Annotated in this window: 22 protein-coding genes; 8 read left to right on the top strand and 14 right to left on the bottom strand. The window is 61.9% G+C overall.

Translation table 11 applies throughout. The features are described 5' to 3' along the window. Positions 1 to 48 precede the first annotated feature (48 nt). From OIK44_RS01320 to OIK44_RS01380, 13 genes are all read right to left on the bottom strand, one after another. Positions 49 to 1,158: a tyrosine-type recombinase/integrase gene (locus OIK44_RS01320; protein WP_273668850.1), complete on the bottom strand. Its 1,110-nt coding sequence runs from the start codon at positions 1,156 to 1,158 to the stop codon at positions 49 to 51. After that, positions 1,158 to 1,343: an excisionase gene (locus tag OIK44_RS01325; protein ID WP_273668851.1), complete on the bottom strand. Its 186-nt coding sequence runs from the start codon at positions 1,341 to 1,343 to the stop codon at positions 1,158 to 1,160. Before OIK44_RS01325 ends, OIK44_RS01320 begins: the two co-directional genes overlap by 1 nt. Before the next feature lie 18 nt (positions 1,344 to 1,361). Continuing rightward, positions 1,362 to 2,525, bottom strand: a complete 1,164-nt coding sequence (locus tag OIK44_RS01330) for an RNA-directed DNA polymerase (protein ID WP_273668852.1) — start codon at positions 2,523 to 2,525, stop codon at positions 1,362 to 1,364. 229 nt (positions 2,526 to 2,754) lie between these two features. Then, positions 2,755 to 3,111, bottom strand: a complete 357-nt coding sequence (locus tag OIK44_RS01335) for a four helix bundle protein (protein WP_273668853.1) — start codon at positions 3,109 to 3,111, stop codon at positions 2,755 to 2,757. A gap of 17 nt (positions 3,112 to 3,128) precedes the next feature. Further along, positions 3,129 to 3,626, bottom strand: coding sequence for an Lcl C-terminal domain-containing protein (locus OIK44_RS01340; protein ID WP_273668854.1), 498 nt, complete (start codon positions 3,624 to 3,626; stop codon positions 3,129 to 3,131). 67 nt (positions 3,627 to 3,693) lie between these two features. Then, a complete protein-coding gene (locus OIK44_RS01345) occupies positions 3,694 to 4,302 on the bottom strand; it encodes an Lcl C-terminal domain-containing protein (RefSeq protein ID WP_273668855.1) in 609 nt (202 codons plus the stop codon). Between the two features lie 34 nt (positions 4,303 to 4,336). Then, positions 4,337 to 5,167: a DUF2303 family protein gene (locus OIK44_RS01350; protein ID WP_273668856.1), complete on the bottom strand. Its 831-nt coding sequence runs from the start codon at positions 5,165 to 5,167 to the stop codon at positions 4,337 to 4,339. Then, positions 5,164 to 5,514 carry a CYTH domain-containing protein gene (locus tag OIK44_RS01355; protein WP_273668857.1) on the bottom strand — a complete coding sequence of 117 codons (351 nt, stop codon included), beginning with the start codon at positions 5,512 to 5,514 and terminating at the stop codon, positions 5,164 to 5,166. Before OIK44_RS01355 ends, OIK44_RS01350 begins: the two co-directional genes overlap by 4 nt. A 21-nt stretch (positions 5,515 to 5,535) precedes the next feature. After that, entirely contained in the window at positions 5,536 to 5,724 is a 189-nt protein-coding gene (locus OIK44_RS01360) for a hypothetical protein (RefSeq protein ID WP_273668858.1), read from the bottom strand. A 102-nt stretch (positions 5,725 to 5,826) separates the two neighbouring features. Then, positions 5,827 to 6,228 (bottom strand): hypothetical protein, encoded by a 402-nt coding sequence (locus OIK44_RS01365; RefSeq protein WP_273668859.1) that lies wholly within the window; start codon positions 6,226 to 6,228, stop codon positions 5,827 to 5,829. Positions 6,229 to 6,297: 69 nt separating this feature from the next. After that, positions 6,298 to 6,945: an Lcl C-terminal domain-containing protein gene (locus tag OIK44_RS01370; RefSeq protein ID WP_273668860.1), complete on the bottom strand. Its 648-nt coding sequence runs from the start codon at positions 6,943 to 6,945 to the stop codon at positions 6,298 to 6,300. Positions 6,946 to 7,083: 138 nt separating this feature from the next. Continuing rightward, positions 7,084 to 7,533 carry a hypothetical protein gene (locus OIK44_RS01375; protein ID WP_273668861.1) on the bottom strand — a complete coding sequence of 150 codons (450 nt, stop codon included), beginning with the start codon at positions 7,531 to 7,533 and terminating at the stop codon, positions 7,084 to 7,086. 65 nt (positions 7,534 to 7,598) lie between these two features. Next, positions 7,599 to 8,387, bottom strand: coding sequence for a LexA family transcriptional regulator (locus OIK44_RS01380; protein WP_273668862.1), 789 nt, complete (start codon positions 8,385 to 8,387; stop codon positions 7,599 to 7,601). An 83-nt stretch (positions 8,388 to 8,470) separates the two neighbouring features. Here OIK44_RS01380 and OIK44_RS01385 point away from each other — a divergent pair, with 83 nt between their 5' ends. Then, positions 8,471 to 8,788, top strand: coding sequence for a helix-turn-helix domain-containing protein (locus OIK44_RS01385; protein ID WP_273668863.1), 318 nt, complete (start codon positions 8,471 to 8,473; stop codon positions 8,786 to 8,788). A gap of 150 nt (positions 8,789 to 8,938) precedes the next feature. Next, positions 8,939 to 9,310 carry a hypothetical protein gene (locus tag OIK44_RS01390; protein ID WP_273668864.1) on the top strand — a complete coding sequence of 124 codons (372 nt, stop codon included), beginning with the start codon at positions 8,939 to 8,941 and terminating at the stop codon, positions 9,308 to 9,310. A gap of 19 nt (positions 9,311 to 9,329) precedes the next feature. Here OIK44_RS01390 and OIK44_RS01395 read toward each other — a convergent pair whose 3' ends face one another. Beyond that, positions 9,330 to 9,524, bottom strand: coding sequence for a hypothetical protein (locus OIK44_RS01395; protein WP_273668865.1), 195 nt, complete (start codon positions 9,522 to 9,524; stop codon positions 9,330 to 9,332). Positions 9,525 to 9,655: 131 nt separating this feature from the next. Between OIK44_RS01395 and OIK44_RS01400 the strand changes: the two genes are divergently transcribed. The 6 genes from OIK44_RS01400 to dnaB all read left to right on the top strand — a co-directional run bounded on the left by OIK44_RS01400 (position 9,656) and on the right by dnaB (position 14,039). Then, on the top strand, positions 9,656 to 10,099 hold the full coding sequence (locus OIK44_RS01400; RefSeq protein ID WP_273668867.1) for a phage regulatory CII family protein: 444 nt from the start codon (positions 9,656 to 9,658) through the stop codon (positions 10,097 to 10,099). Between the two features lie 68 nt (positions 10,100 to 10,167). Next, positions 10,168 to 10,410, top strand: coding sequence for a hypothetical protein (locus OIK44_RS01405; protein ID WP_273668868.1), 243 nt, complete (start codon positions 10,168 to 10,170; stop codon positions 10,408 to 10,410). A gap of 164 nt (positions 10,411 to 10,574) precedes the next feature. Further along, positions 10,575 to 10,916: a hypothetical protein gene (locus OIK44_RS01410; RefSeq protein ID WP_273668869.1), complete on the top strand. Its 342-nt coding sequence runs from the start codon at positions 10,575 to 10,577 to the stop codon at positions 10,914 to 10,916. Beyond that, complete coding sequence (locus OIK44_RS01415; RefSeq protein ID WP_273668870.1) at positions 10,913 to 11,833, top strand: DNA cytosine methyltransferase; 921 nt, start codon at positions 10,913 to 10,915, stop codon at positions 11,831 to 11,833. The genes OIK44_RS01410 and OIK44_RS01415 overlap by 4 nt, the downstream gene beginning before the upstream one ends. Beyond that, a complete protein-coding gene (locus OIK44_RS01420) occupies positions 11,830 to 12,702 on the top strand; it encodes a hypothetical protein (RefSeq protein WP_273668871.1) in 873 nt (290 codons plus the stop codon). Before OIK44_RS01415 ends, OIK44_RS01420 begins: the two co-directional genes overlap by 4 nt. Then, on the top strand, positions 12,699 to 14,039 hold the full coding sequence (dnaB, locus tag OIK44_RS01425; RefSeq protein WP_273668872.1) for a replicative DNA helicase: 1,341 nt from the start codon (positions 12,699 to 12,701) through the stop codon (positions 14,037 to 14,039). The genes OIK44_RS01420 and dnaB overlap by 4 nt, the downstream gene beginning before the upstream one ends. Positions 14,040 to 14,052 lie beyond the last annotated feature (13 nt).

The following is a 14,052-nucleotide window of genomic DNA, read 5'->3' on the forward strand; positions in this document are numbered from 1 at the left end:
TGCGGGCTTCAGGGGTGTTTACTAGAATTCGTTGAAAATATTCCGAAATCACTTTACGCCAACAACCTGCCATCCGCTACCCCGCAGGTCATCGTACTTCGATGTTGTCTTGGCATTCTTGTGTCCCAGAATTGCCTGCGCGAATTCGGCGCCGTATTGCTCGCGGTAAAGGCGCTCCGACAAGGACCGGATCTCGTGGAAGGTCGGCGGCGTGCGCCCGTCAGCGGCCTTGATGCCAACTTTGTCTCGGGCGACCTGGAACGCCTGGGTCAGGCCGTTGGCGTTCACGCGGTCGCCCGGCTTGGCCGGCCCGGTTTTGGCGACGTGGTGGATCATGTAGCGGCTTACGATGAGGTCGCGGCAATTCGCCACGGCGTCGCCGATGGATAGGTTGACTGCATCAAGCTTGATATTCACGTCCTGTTGCAGGCGCACATCTCCCTTCATTTTTCCCTGCACAATGTAGAGGTAGCCATCTTTGCAGTCGGCAAACTTCATCTGTGCAATGTCGTCGCGGCGCTGCGCAGTCAAAAGCGCCAGATTCATGGCTCGCTGCAGCCATGCCGGCGCCGCCGCGCGTATCGCGTTGAACTGCTCCAGGGTCAGCCGCTCGCGCTTCACAGTGCGGTCGGGTGTGTAGGTGGCGGCGGCCGGGTTGCGCCCAACCTCGACCAGACCCTGGGTTTCGGCCATCCTGAAAACGTCGCTGAGGCGTGACCGTAAATGCAGTGATGTCGCCGCGCCGCGCTCCTCGCGCGCGGTGTCCAGCCACGCCGCCACGTGCGCGGTCGTGACCTCCGTGAGTTTGCGCCAGGCAAAATCGGACTCGGCGATGCGGCCCAGGTAGCCGCTGGTGTTGCGCAGGGTGGCGAGTGCTGGTGTCGATTTCTTCAGCCAAAGCTCCTTGTACAGTGGCAGCCATTCCGCCAGCGTGTAATCCTGTTTGCCCGACACCCAGTCGACCAGGGAGGAGGGCGCGCGCGTCGCCACGACAGCATTTGCGGCGCGCGCCTCGCGAAACGCCGCGGCCTTGTCCCGGCCCATGCCCTTAGTTCGTTTCTCGCCCCTATCCGGGTCGACGTAATAAAAATAGCCGGCCGAGTTCTGATACAGGTTCGGCGGGAATCCCTTGTTTTTTGCCAAGCGTGAGCGTCCCATCAATCAGCCTGATACTCAGCTGTTGGTCGGACTTGCCAGGCACGGCCCATTTTTTTTGGTTGGGGCTGGATGCGCCCCTCATGTACCCATTTCAGCAATGTATTGTTGTGCGGAACCTTGCTGAACATTCTGGCCGCCCACTCGGACAGCGTGATGTAGCGCGGCTCAATGGCTTTTGTGGTCATTTTTTTTGCCTGTTTGGTTTATATTGATTTTCGGTAAGTCTTCGTGAATGCCTGGTTGACGCAGTGGCCGCGCCGCAGGACGGCCCGCGCCAGCGCGACGCGATCGGCGTGACTGCTGGCCGACTGGCGCAGCAGGCCGAAATAGCTATTTGCTGAGGTGAAGACGTCGGTGGCGTGGATCCTGGCGATACGGTTGGTCGCCTCGTGCACGGTGCGCCGCCGTGTCCTGGTGCACCAGGGCTTGATGACGTGCCCGACAAAGTCGACGCCGCGCTCGACCTGCTGCAGGATGGTCTTGGTCGGGTTCAGGTGCGCATGCAGGACGCGCGGCAGGAACTCGTTGACGTTGGCCAGCGCGGCGTTCAGCCACTGCGGCGACTCGTGGAGCAGGATGAAGTCATCGACGTAGCGGATGTAGTGCCGGGCCCGGATCTGATGCTTCGCGTGCTGGTCCAGCACGTCCAGGTAGATGTTCGCGAAGAATTGCGACGACAGGTTCCCGATTGGCAGGCCCAGGTGGTCTGGCTGGTTCAGCAGGCGTTTGTGCGGTGGCACACGCGCGATCAACTCCGGCGTGCCACGCAGCTGGAAATTGCTGCGCGGGTCGTGGAGCAGGATCGTCTCGGCCAAGCCCATCCACGACGGCTCCGGGACGCGTGCCTGGATCTGCGCGTGCAGCACGGCCTTGTCGATGGCGACGAAGAAGTTCGCCAGATCGCATTTCAAATACCAGGCGGGCCGGATCCAGTTCTGGGTGATGCTGCGAATCTTCGCCTCCAGGCGCTGGGCGGCGTAGAGCGTGCCGCGCCCTGGAATGCAGGCACAGGTGTCGGCAATGAAGGTGGCGTAAAACCGGGGCGCAATTTTGTTGTACAGCAAGTGGTGCACGACGCGGTCGCGGAAGTCAGCGGCCCAGACTTCCCGCGGCTTCGGGCGGGTGACGATGAAGCAGGTCGAGACGCCTGGCGTGTAACTGTCGTCGACCAGCTCGTCGCGCAGTTGAATGAGGTTGCGCTCCAGGTTCTGTTCGAACGCAAGAGCGCTGGGGGTGTTGCGCTTGCGCTTACGGCAGTCGAAATATGCGACCGCCAGCGCTTCAAGCGTGAAGTCTGCATCGCGTTGATCTGCGGACGGCGCGCGCGCGGCCCTCGTAAGACTTGTGGTTGTTGTTCTGGTTGCCATTGTCGAAATTCTGGTTCCACGCGTTGGAGGGATTCGCTGCGTACTGCGTCTATTCGTGCTATCTACGTCGCCGCACCGAAGGCATGGGCCGATCAGCGGGGTAACTGCGCCAGGCCTGCCCGGATGCTGCCGGATGCTGCCGGGTGGTGCCTGTGGTGCGCTTGGCGGTGACCTTGTTGGTCAGCGGCACGACCAGATTAAATTCGCACGGGCTTGACTGCCTTGACGGTCAAGCGACAGGCGACGATGCGGAATGCTTGCGCCAGCCATTGGCCTGCCTACCGATCTTGTCGGTGATGGCGATCGCTTTCGCATACTGGCCTGTCGAAATGAGACGTTTGTCCCTCGACAGCCTGAAAAGCAGTTCGGCCACTTGAACCCGCTCCAGCAGCTTGTCGAGGTGCGGCGTCTTGTCTCGCGCGCTGTTGGCGCGAAAGACCAGCACCGTCAGCTCAACGCACTCTTCGCGCATCGTTCCGCCGATCGCCACGCGGTAATCGCGGGGCATGTTTTTGATAAGGTCGGTGGTCACGCTCAACAGCTCGTAGGCGAGTTTGTAAATCGGAAGATCGGTATGGATGGCCATGGTCTGGAATAGTTAAATTACTGAATAATTAATCTGCGGACGGCGCGCGCGCGGCCCTCGTAAGACTTGAGGCCGTTGCCCTGGAGGCCAAGGTCGAAATACTGGAGCCACGCGTAGGAGGGATCCGCTGCGAACTGCTCACCTGCCCAGTGCCAGGCTGGTTCGAACTCCTCCTTCAGGTTCGCAAAAAGCAAGGACTGCTCACGCCGGGTAGGCAGCGTGCCGCCGGCCGATTCAGCCCACTCGACAGCCTTGTCCCAGCCGGCATCCACTAGCTCGCCTGGCAACAGGAACAGGTGGTAGTCCGGTGCGCCGGCGTCGCCGCGCATGATGCCGGCGTAGAGACCGACCTCGTCCAACCACTCGGCGCCGATTCGGTGCAAAGGCGCGGCCGAAGCCGGCCGGCTGGCGTCGGCCAGCATGTTCTGTAGCCAGGCCAGTACGAGTGTTTCTTTTGGCACACTGAGCTCAGCGTCGCCGAGTTGCAGGGTAACGTTTTCGGTTACTGCGGTCATGTCATTCTCCGGATGATGTAGCGGTAGGTCGGCCCCGGCTGGGCCGGGCTTTTGAATTGATGAATTACTAAATTTTTAATCTGCGGACGGCGCGCGCGCGGCCCTCGTAAGACTTGAGGGTGTAGCCCTGGCTGCCATCGTCGAAAAACTGGATCCAGGCGTAGGAGGGAACCGCTGCGTACTGCGTGCTGGACCAGTGCCAGAACGGCTCCAACGCTTCGTTGCCGCCCTCTTGGAATGCGTCGACGGTGGTCTGCGCCGGCAGCGCCTCGGTGTAGGGGAAACCGACTGGTGAGCTGCTTGGGTTGTCGCCAGAGCGGAACGATTCGCTGTTCTCGTCATCGCTCGGTTTCAGATTGCGATAGATCAGCTCAAGCTCGTCGCGGCTTGGGATGTACCAGTCGGCTAGGCCGCCGATGTCGAGCTGCAGGACCTTGGCGGCCAGCACGCTGCCGGCGCCGGCCATGGCCTCGGTGTTTGCCATGCCGTCGGCATAATGCTCCGCGCCCGGCACGTTGTCGTCGTTGGGCGACCAGCGACCCTTGAACTCGCCGAACGTTTTTGGCGAGACGATCAACGCGAAGGCGACGCCGTCGACGTTGATGCGGCCGGCGTAGAAGCCGCCGCCGAATGCGGCGCCGATGGCGGCCGGGATGGTGCTGGTGTTCAGGTTCATGATGTTCTTTCGAAAAATGACAGGGTTGGGCGCTTTACGGCTTGCCGATCAGCACGGTGAAGCCACTTTCGCGGGCAACGGCCACGTAGTCGGCAAAGGCGTCCTCGACGGCGTTCTCGGCGCGGTCCAGCTCATACCAGAACTTGACTTTTCCGCCAGCTAGCCGGTACTTCAGGCGCGCCTTGATCTTGTAGCCCTGGCCCTGCTTGAACAGGCGCAGGCCGAGCGCGAACTCGCGCGGAATCTCGATGCTGCTGTCGCCGCCGGCGCTGGCCGACACCGCCTCCGAATAGGCGAGCTGAACCTGACCGTTGTCGAGCCGGCGGTGGCCGCTGAAATTCACTTCCGTTTTGGCCTGCAGCGTCAGCGCCACAGCCATCAGCACTTCGCCGGACGGTTCCGCGATGTCGGCGATATTGTCCTCAAGGAAAATGGCAAAGGCTTCCTGCTCCATCTGCTTGCCGTTGCCGCCCATCCAGTTTGCGAACTCGCGGCTCAGTTCAAGCTTGAACACAGCGCGAAAGTCGCGCCAGCCCGGTTCAGGCGAGCTTGCCTCGTTCTCGTTGAGCACCGCCGTCAGCGTGCGCGCATCCGGATCCGCGTAGATGTAGCAGCGGGTGGCCACGCCCTGGTCCTTGACGTATTCGACGAACGACTCGACCGACGACAGCGTGACCGTGCCGGCCTTGCGCACCGGCGCCTCGGCGGCGGCCTGCACGGCCTTGGTGATGTCGATGTGGGTAAAGCCATCCGGCACCACCAGGTGGTAGGAACCGTTTTCCTCCTGGATGGCGCTGGCCGCCAGGGTCAGGGCGCCGACGCTTTCAACGATCGACGAATCGACGTGGATGTGCTCTTGCTTCATTTCGATGCTTCCTTAAAGGTGAGTGGCGCAGCCGGGGCGGCTTCGCGCAGGTCGAGGGTGCTTTGCTTCGGGTGGTTGCGGGACAGATCGTTTTCGTCGGTGAGCCAGTAGAAATCTTCGCTGCGCTCAGGCTTCGGCAGCTTAGCTGTGACCGAGTCCATGATCACGACCTTGTCGACGTCGGCGCCGCGGCCGGCTGGCTTGACCTTGATCTCCAGCATGATCGAGCCGCCCTTACCGGTGTTTTTCACGGCCGCCAGCAGGGACTCAAGGCTGGCGGTCAGTTCGGTGTGCGTGCGGCCGTCGCGCAGCTCCTGCAGGAAAACGGCAAATGCTCTTTGTGCCATGATGGCAACTCCTTGGTGTAGTTAATCGTAGTCGTTCGATTGCAGCTTTTTCACATCGATGCGCATCCGGCGCCGCACATGCCGGCGGGCGAGCAGCTTCAGAATCAGTGCCAGGCCCGGGTGCCGCAGCATCTCGTCCAGCGGCTGCTTTGACTGCAGCGCCCGGTGCGCTATCTCCAGCGCGGCACGGTCGGGCTCGGGGCGCTCCACGTCAAAACCCGTTGCGGTAGACGTGCATGGCGCGCCGCACGGCGGTGCAGGCGTCGGCGCCGCGCCGACGGTAAAAACGGTGCAGGTTAAAAATCGTGCGCATCATTTGGCCGCCAGCGATGAGAGGAGGTCACGGATTTGCGCGACGGTTTCAGCGGAGACGGCGCCGGCAGCGGTCCAGTCCTGATCAACCAGGCGGCAGGCGCCGAGCAACTCGGCGCTCATCGCCATGCGCGCCGCCGCCTCGCGCAGTGAGGCGCCGTCGACGCCAAGCAGCGTTCCCGGTGGCGGCGTGCGACCGATGAAATAGCCCTTGGCGTCGTACATCGAGTAGCAGCCGGTCGAACACAGGCGGGTGCGGATGCCGCTCTTGCGCTGGCGCTCGGTCAGAAAATCAGCGTGCGCCTGGATGTGATCTGCTTGGCGCTGCGTGTTCGTGATGGCAGTGCAATCGCCGCGTGAAAGGCGCTGGTCGATAGCTGCTGATGCTGTTGCTGCATTCATGGTGTCCATCCGTGTCTGGTGACAATGAGGGCGGCTATGCGCCGCCGCCCCGGGATTCGAATTGATGAATTACTGAATTTTTAATCTGCGGACGGCGCGCGCGCGGCCCTCGTCAGACTTGCGGTAGCCGTTCTGGTAGCCATCGTCGAAATCCTGGCCCCACGCGTCGGAGGGATACGCTGCGTACTGCGTGCTTGACCAGTACCAGTGCACGCCCAGCGAGTCCGCGCCGACACCGGGCTGGAAGCCCTCGGTGGCGGTCGCGCCCGGCACATCGTCCGTGTATGCGACGCCCGCTGGAACGCTGTGCGCATTGACGCCATCGAGGCCGTCGGCGAAGTTTTCCCAGTCGGTCGGCTTGAAATGGCGGTAGAGCAGCTCAAGCTCGTCGCGACTGGGGATGTACCAGTCTGCGAAACCCTCGATAACCAGGTCCAGCGCGGTGGCGGCCAGCGCGCTGCCGGCTGCGGCCATGGCCTTGGTGTTCGCCATGCCGTCGGCGAAGTGCTCGGCGCCATCGACGCGGGAGGTCGAGTTGCTCCAGGCTCCCTTGAGCGCGCCGGCGGCCGGTGAGGCGATCAGTGCATACTCGGCGCCATCGAAGGCGATGCGGCCGGCGTAGAAGCCGCCGGCCAGCCGGGCGCCGATGGCAACGGGGACGCCGCTGGCGGGGATGGTTGCGGAGACTGCGTCGGGTGTTGCGGGTGTTGGGGCCATCTTGTTCTCCATCGGTTGGTGAGTCGATGGAGTATATTAGTCCGACTGCTTGTGCGGTGTCAACAGTCGGACTAATAAATTTTACCGAAAAGAAAACATCCTGCCCGATGTAGATGTGAGAAGTTGCCTATTTGGTTGCTAAATGTCACTGCAAAGCTCAGACCAGCGGAAGTCCATCTTCCATTTGTCGGCGTCTTCTAGCCGTGCAGTCTCTGTTGTCACAATGTAACGCCGAGGGTCGCCATAACCGCCCATGGCGTTTTTGGCGTTCACAATGCCGCAAACTGCGCCGGTACTTGGTGATACTGCCACTCCGGAAAACCTCGCTGACTCGGGGTCATTTAACATGCTTACGATTTGCTCCTGAGCCTTTGCGATCAACGCTTCCTCTGTTGATTTCTTACGGACCGGCGAGCCACTCGTGCTTGTCACTCCCCCCGAAGCCAAACGTTCTACTGCATCAAGGCAGGCAGCCCTCTTTGTCGGAGACTTCAAGGAAACGCATGCATCCCGCAGAATGCTCTTGTCATTTGCACCAGCAAACGATGTCGCCAATAAGAGTGGCAAGGTTGCAATTAATCGCCTCATTGATCTTCTCCTAGTAGAGGGAGTATTGAATAGACTCGGTATCAAAAAGTCACCTTATGCAGCAACTAAAGGCGATCCCTGAAGTTTCTAGGCTCAAATCGTACGACACGGCCTACCACCTGGCATTCACCATTGCGGCATGGTTCTTGACGATACGTAGGATTTTCCGACGTTAGATACCACTCCCGCCGCTCATATTTTAGCCGCTTCACCACTGCTTGGCCGTTGAAGTTTATAGCGAATACGCCGCCACTGACACGTTGTCGGTCGTGTACGTTGATGATCGCGATATCGCCTTCGTACATCAATGGAACCATGCTTTCGCCTTTGACCTTGACAGCGAGTAGACATTGGGGGTCGAGGTCGTTCTCTTCAACCCATTGCCGTGGGACGTGTAGTTTTCCGCCATCATCGAAGTTTTCGACGGTCTCAAACCCAGTGACGCCAGCTTGTAAATGGAAAGAAACCATCCTTATGGGGATTGTTGCGGGAGCATGATCATCATCGGCTGTAACCCGACGAGCTCCAAACTGCTCAGCAACTTTCTCCATGTCTTCTGTATGTTGGATGACCGCCTCAGCGAACTTTGTTGCCTGCCCAGCGAGGGTCGGACTAAAGTCGGCAAGGGCAACTCCCAATAGATTCGCAAGCTTAATCCCAGCTTCGACGTTCAACGGGATCTTCCCATTTAGGTATTGGGCAAGGGCACTTTGACCAAAGCCTAGGCTCTCGCATGCGGCCTCTTGCGAAGCAGGCAATTTCGCATCACGCCGCTCCCTCTGCCAATTTTGGAAGAGAAGTTTCAGTTTTGCAGCTTCGGCAAGCTGTTCGTTGGAGAGGGGGAGGGCTGGCATTTTGCAAGAATATAAGGAAAACTAATAAATCTCAATTAGTCTGACTGTTGACACAATTAAGCAGTCGGACTAATATGAGCCGCATGAACCCTATCGCACGCATCCGAGCACAGCTCGGCGTCACGCAATCTGCAATGGCAGAGGCCCTGAACGTAACGCAGGGAAATATCTCGCACTACGAACGCGGACAAGGTATCCCTCCTGAGATGGCAAAGCGTCTTATCGCCTACGCGCTGACTATGGGTCAGGTCGTGACGTTTGAGCAAATATATGGGTTAGTTCAACCTCCCATTGTTGGCCACGCCGGTCGCCAATCCCCGTCGCCCCACCAAATCCTCGACATGGTGCCCGAGTGCGCCGTGGTAACGACATTTCCACCGAAAGAAATATCGCGCGGCTGAATAGTCGCGCGCTCACAACCCTCGTTCAGCTCATCCCGACTTGTTCGCGGAACAGCACCAAGGCGCGGATTGGAAAGACATCTTTCCCGGTGCTACTAATCATGCCGGTGCTATCGCCGGCGCAACCACCACCTCAATCGAAGGAAAAGCATGAACAACCAAGACGCCCCGCTTCAAGAAACTGCCCTCACGGGAATTGCTGCCTGGAGAGCCACGGGACCGCAAACCAAGGAAGAGCGCGCACTGATGCACAAGCGGTTGCAGAAGCTTGTCGAAATGCACGAGGCAATCGACCGCAGCATGCCGGACCTTCCGAAGAATGTCGGGAATGGCGACGTGACATCGATCCTGACGCTGCTGGAGATCCGCGCGCTGAGCGCCGACACGGTGGTCGCCACGGCGGCGCGCGAAGGGGTCAAGGCGATGTATGCGCGTGTCGCGGCTCAGCAGCGTATCGATGAAGCGGAGCGCCCCATTGCGGAGGAGTACTCCTCGCTCGTTCGCCGCGTCAACAGGAACTAGTCGTGCGCCCGTGGAGTCGCTAAATACGAGTCGATGATGCCTGCGGTTTTATAACCTCGTCCATCAGGTCGTAGACATGTTGTTCGTAGGTGGCCTCGGGGCTGGTATGCACTGGCAGGCCCGGCTTGTAGCCTATTCCCTGAACATTCATCTGCGTGAGTGCTTCGCTGCGGATATGGGCGGCCAGTGCAAGTCTGGCGTAATCGTGTTCCATGAGGGTTCCTTCGTGTTGCTGTTGATGTTGCGGAAATGAAATAGTAACGCATTTGCAACCCTCGCCATATTTATTTTAAGAAGTATCACATTTCTTTTTGATAATTTCGCCATTTGTTTAAAGGTTTTCATATGAACATCGCCGATGCGTTCCACAAGACGGTCCACGCTGCCCTAGGCGGCTGCGAGGCACTGGCCGTGCGGCTTGGCATGAGCGCGCAGGTGCTGCGCAACAAGGCCAACCCGAACAACGCCTCCAACAAGGCGCTGCTGGAGGACGCCGACCGCGTCATGGGCATCACCGGCGATTTCCAAGTCCTGCACGCCTTGGCGGCGAACCACGGCTTCGTGTGCATCAAGGTCGAGGCCGACGTCAGCGCGAGCGACATGGCAGTGCTGGAGGTCGTCACCCGCGTCTGGTCGGCCAATGGCGACGTCGGCGCCGAGGTGCATCGCGCGCTGGCGGATGGCCGGGTCGAGAAGCGCGAGGTGGTGAAGGTTGAGGTCGCGATCTACCAGGCCCAGCGCGCGCTGCTCGAACTGCGTGGCCGCCTGTACGGCATGGCCGAAAAATAGCGCACCACGAATGCATCGTCGCACGGCCCAAAACAGTCACTTTATTTTTAGTCAACAAAGGAGCAAGCATGGCAGAAGCAAAACCCGCAACACGAGATGCATCAGGCGGTCTGTTCGCTCACCTGATGAGCAAGCTGGAACTGAAGAACTACGCCGCGCTGGCGCGCGCGCTGCAGGTGGCGCCGCCGGTCATCAGCAAGATCACGCACGGCCGCCTGGAAGTCGGCGACCGCCTGATCCTGCTGATTCATGAAAAATTCGGCTTGCCGGTCGCCGAAATCCGCAAGCTGCTTGCGGCCCCGTCGGCATGACGCAGCGGCAAGAAGAGCAGGGCTGCGCCGGTGCGCCGCAGCCGGACCCTGGACACGTGATGACCCGGGAGCGCTACGAACGACTGGCGCGCGAAGCGGCTGGGCAGAAATAGAAAAGCCCGCGGTTAAGGCGGGCTTAGCACAACAACTACTGAAAGGCTTCAATGAGAACTATAGCACAATCCCACACCATTAAACTCCCCCGCATCAACTCGCGGCCCTACCGCCTTTTGCAGGCGCTGCTGGCCGGCGCCGGCACGTTCTACCAGGTCTGCGAGCGCGCGGGGCTGGACATCGAGCAGCCCGGCGCCGAACCTCTCTTGCGCGGGCTATTCGAGGGCATGCTCGCGACCGGCGTGGCAAAGCTGGACGGCATCCTCTATTCGGTCACGCTGCGCGCCCGCCTTGCGCTGGAGGAGCCGGCGGTGCCGGCCTGCGGGCAAGTCGCGGCGCCGCACTTCCGCGGCGCCGCGGCGGCGATGCCGGTGCTGGTGGTGCGCGCATGAGGGCCATTGACCTCTTCGCCGGCGCGGGCGGCTTCACGACCGGCGCCGTCATGGGCGGCTGCTCCGTTGTTTGGGCCGCCAATCACTGGCAGAGTGCTGTCGATGCGCACGCGCTCAACCATCCCGGAACCATCCACGCGTGTCAGGACCTGCAGCAGGCCGCGTGGGCTGACGTGCCCGCCCATGATCTGCTGCTGGCGTCGCCGTGCTGCCAGGGACACAGCCGCGCCCGCGGCAAGCTGGCCGGCAACCCGCAGCACGACGCCAGCCGCTCGACGGCGTGGGCGGTGGTGTCGGCCGCGGAGCACCACCGTCCGCAAATCGTCGTAATCGAGAACGTCGTCGATTTCGCGGCCTGGTCGCTGTATCCGGCCTGGCGCATGGCGCTGGAGGCGCTCGGCTACTGCCTGGCGCCACACATCATCGACGCGGCCAACCACGGCGTGCCGCAGCATCGCGAGCGGCTGTTCATCGTCGCCACGCGCAGCAAGCACCCGCTGATGCTGCAGTTTCCGATCCTTGACCGCGTGCCAGCTAGCAGTTTCGTCGACTTCGAGGCCGGCGCCTGGCAGCCGATCAACAAACCCGGACGCAGCGCGGCGACGCTTCGTCGTGTCGGCGCTGGCCGCACGCAGCACGGCAAACGCTTTCTGGCGCCGTTCTACGGGTCCGGAAGCGGCGAGACTGGCCGCAGCCTGGGCCGCCCAATCGGCGCGATCACGACGCGGGACCGCTGGTCTGTCATTGATGGTGACCGTATGCGGATGCTGTCGAAATGGGAGTGCCGCGCGGCGATGGGCTTCCCGGCCAACTACCAGCTGCCGGCCCAGCATCGCCTGGCCGTGCACATACTCGGCAACGCAGTGGCGCCGCCGGTGGCGCGCGACGTTATCCTGGCCATCAAGGCCGCAGCATGAAGCGCCCATCGTTCCAATTTTACCCGGCGGACTGGAAAAATAACTCAAAATTGCGACGTTGTTCCGAGGCCGCGCGCGGCGCCTGGATAGACGTGCTTTGTCTGCTGCACGACAGCGATGAGTACGGCGTCTGCCGCTGGCCGCTCGACGAGCTGGCGCGCGCCGCTGGCGTGCCCATCAAACTGGTGCGCGAACTGTCCGCAAAGGATGTGCTTAAGGGCGCCGACACGGGCGCCCAGTCCTATGTGTACACGCCGCGCCACGCCGGAAAGAACGGCGAGCCCGCCACGCTGCTGGTGCCGGGCGATGGCCCATGCTGGTATTGCAGCCGCCTCGTCCGTGACGAGTGGGTGCGCCAAAAACGCGGCAGCGCAACGCGATTCACACCTGAAAACCAGCCACCAAAGCGCGCACCAGACCCCATACCAAAGGGGGGCATTGGTGCCCCGGTGGGTGACGGCCCTTCATCTCCATCTACATCTACAATAAAATCTAAAGCCCCAAACCCCGCTGACGCGGGGCCTGCCGCCAAGCCTCGCACCAACGGCATCGCCCTGGCCACCTTCCTCGACGAGTGCAGGGCCAGCGGGGAGCGGCCGCTGCGCGACTACGCGCCGCTGTGGGCCTACGTCGCGACCGCCGGTATCGAGGACGACCACGTCGCCCTGGCCTGGGCCGAGTTCCGTCGCCGCTTCCTGCCGGGTGGCGTGCAGCCGGAGAAGCGGCAAAAGGACTGGCGCTGTACGTTCCGCAAGTACGTTGAAAACAATTATTTCAAGCTGTGGGCGATCGACCGGGACGGAAAATATTTCCTCACGGCGCAGGGCAAGCAGGCCGCTAAATTTCAAGAAAAGCAGGAGGCCGCATGAGCGGACGCAACGCGGTGCCGGTGGCGCTGGAGGCGGAGCAGTCGGTGATCGGTGCGCTGTTGCGCGAGAACGGCGCGCTGGACCGGATGGGCGAGCTTCGCGCTGGCCATTTTTTTCGCCACGACCACGGCATGATCTTCGCCGAGACGCTGCGCCAGATCACGGCGGGCAAGGGCTGCGACGTGGTGTCGGTGGGCATGGCGCTGGCGCAGACGGTGCCCGACTGCATGGCCTACCTGAACGCGATCGCGCAAAGTGTGCCAAGCGCGGCCAACATCGGTCGCTACGCCGATCTGGTGCGTGACCGGGCGCTGCGGCGCGGCCTGATGGCGGCGATGGACGAGATGGCCGCGCTGGCGCTCAACCCGGGCTCGCGCACCGCCGGCGAGGTGCTCGACGCCGCCCAGTCGGCCCTGTCGGCGCTTGCCGAGACGCGCGCCCTGCGCGAGCCGGTCCGGGCCAGCCTGGCCATGATGGCGCACATCGACGTGCTGGACGACCGGGTCGGCCGCAAGTACACCGGCATCCCCACCGGCTTCGCGGAGATCGACGCGTTGCTGACGGGCGGTCCTAACCGGGGGGCATTGGTGATTTTGGGTGCGCGCCCGTCGATGGGCAAGACCGCGTTGGCGCTGAACATCGCCACCAACGTGGCGCGCGATTACTCGGTGCTGTTCCTGTCGCAGGAAATGCAGAACGGCGAGCTGCTCGACCGCGCGCTGGCGGCGCTCGGTCACATTCCGCTCGGGTCGGTGATCCGTGGCGACCTGAATGACGCCGACTGGGTCAGTTTCGGCGCCGCCAACGCCAGGCTGAACGACCTGAACCTGCATCTGGACGATCAGCCGGCGCTGACCCTGTTGGACGTGCGCGGCAAGGCGCGCCTCATCAAGCGCAAGCATGGCCTGGACCTGCTGGTCGTCGACTATTTGCAGCTGATGAGCGGCGAGGGCGACAACCGGAACAGCCAGATCGAGGAAATCAGCCGCGGCCTGAAGGCGCTGGCCAAGGAGCTCAACATAGTCGTGCTTGCATTGTCGCAGCTATCGCGCAACGCGGCGAACAAGTCGCGCCCGCAGTTGTCGGACCTGCGCGACTCGGGCGCCATCGAGCAGGACGCCGACATCGTCATGTTCGTCCACCGCGACGAGGTGGACAATCCGCAGAGCCACCTGCGCGGCTGCGCCGACGTCTTCATCGCCAAGAACCGGCAGGGCCGGATCGACGACGTGATGCTGGCGTACGAGGGTATGTACACGCAATTTTCTGACAGCACGCGGCCGCGCCCGGCCGCCCCGGCCCAGAACTACAGCAAGGGCCTGGCGCGGCATTTGTAATTTGAAAATGAGG

It is taken from the genome of Janthinobacterium fluminis, assembly GCF_028595325.1.
Lineage (GTDB): Bacteria > Pseudomonadota > Gammaproteobacteria > Burkholderiales > Burkholderiaceae_D > Janthinobacterium > Janthinobacterium fluminis.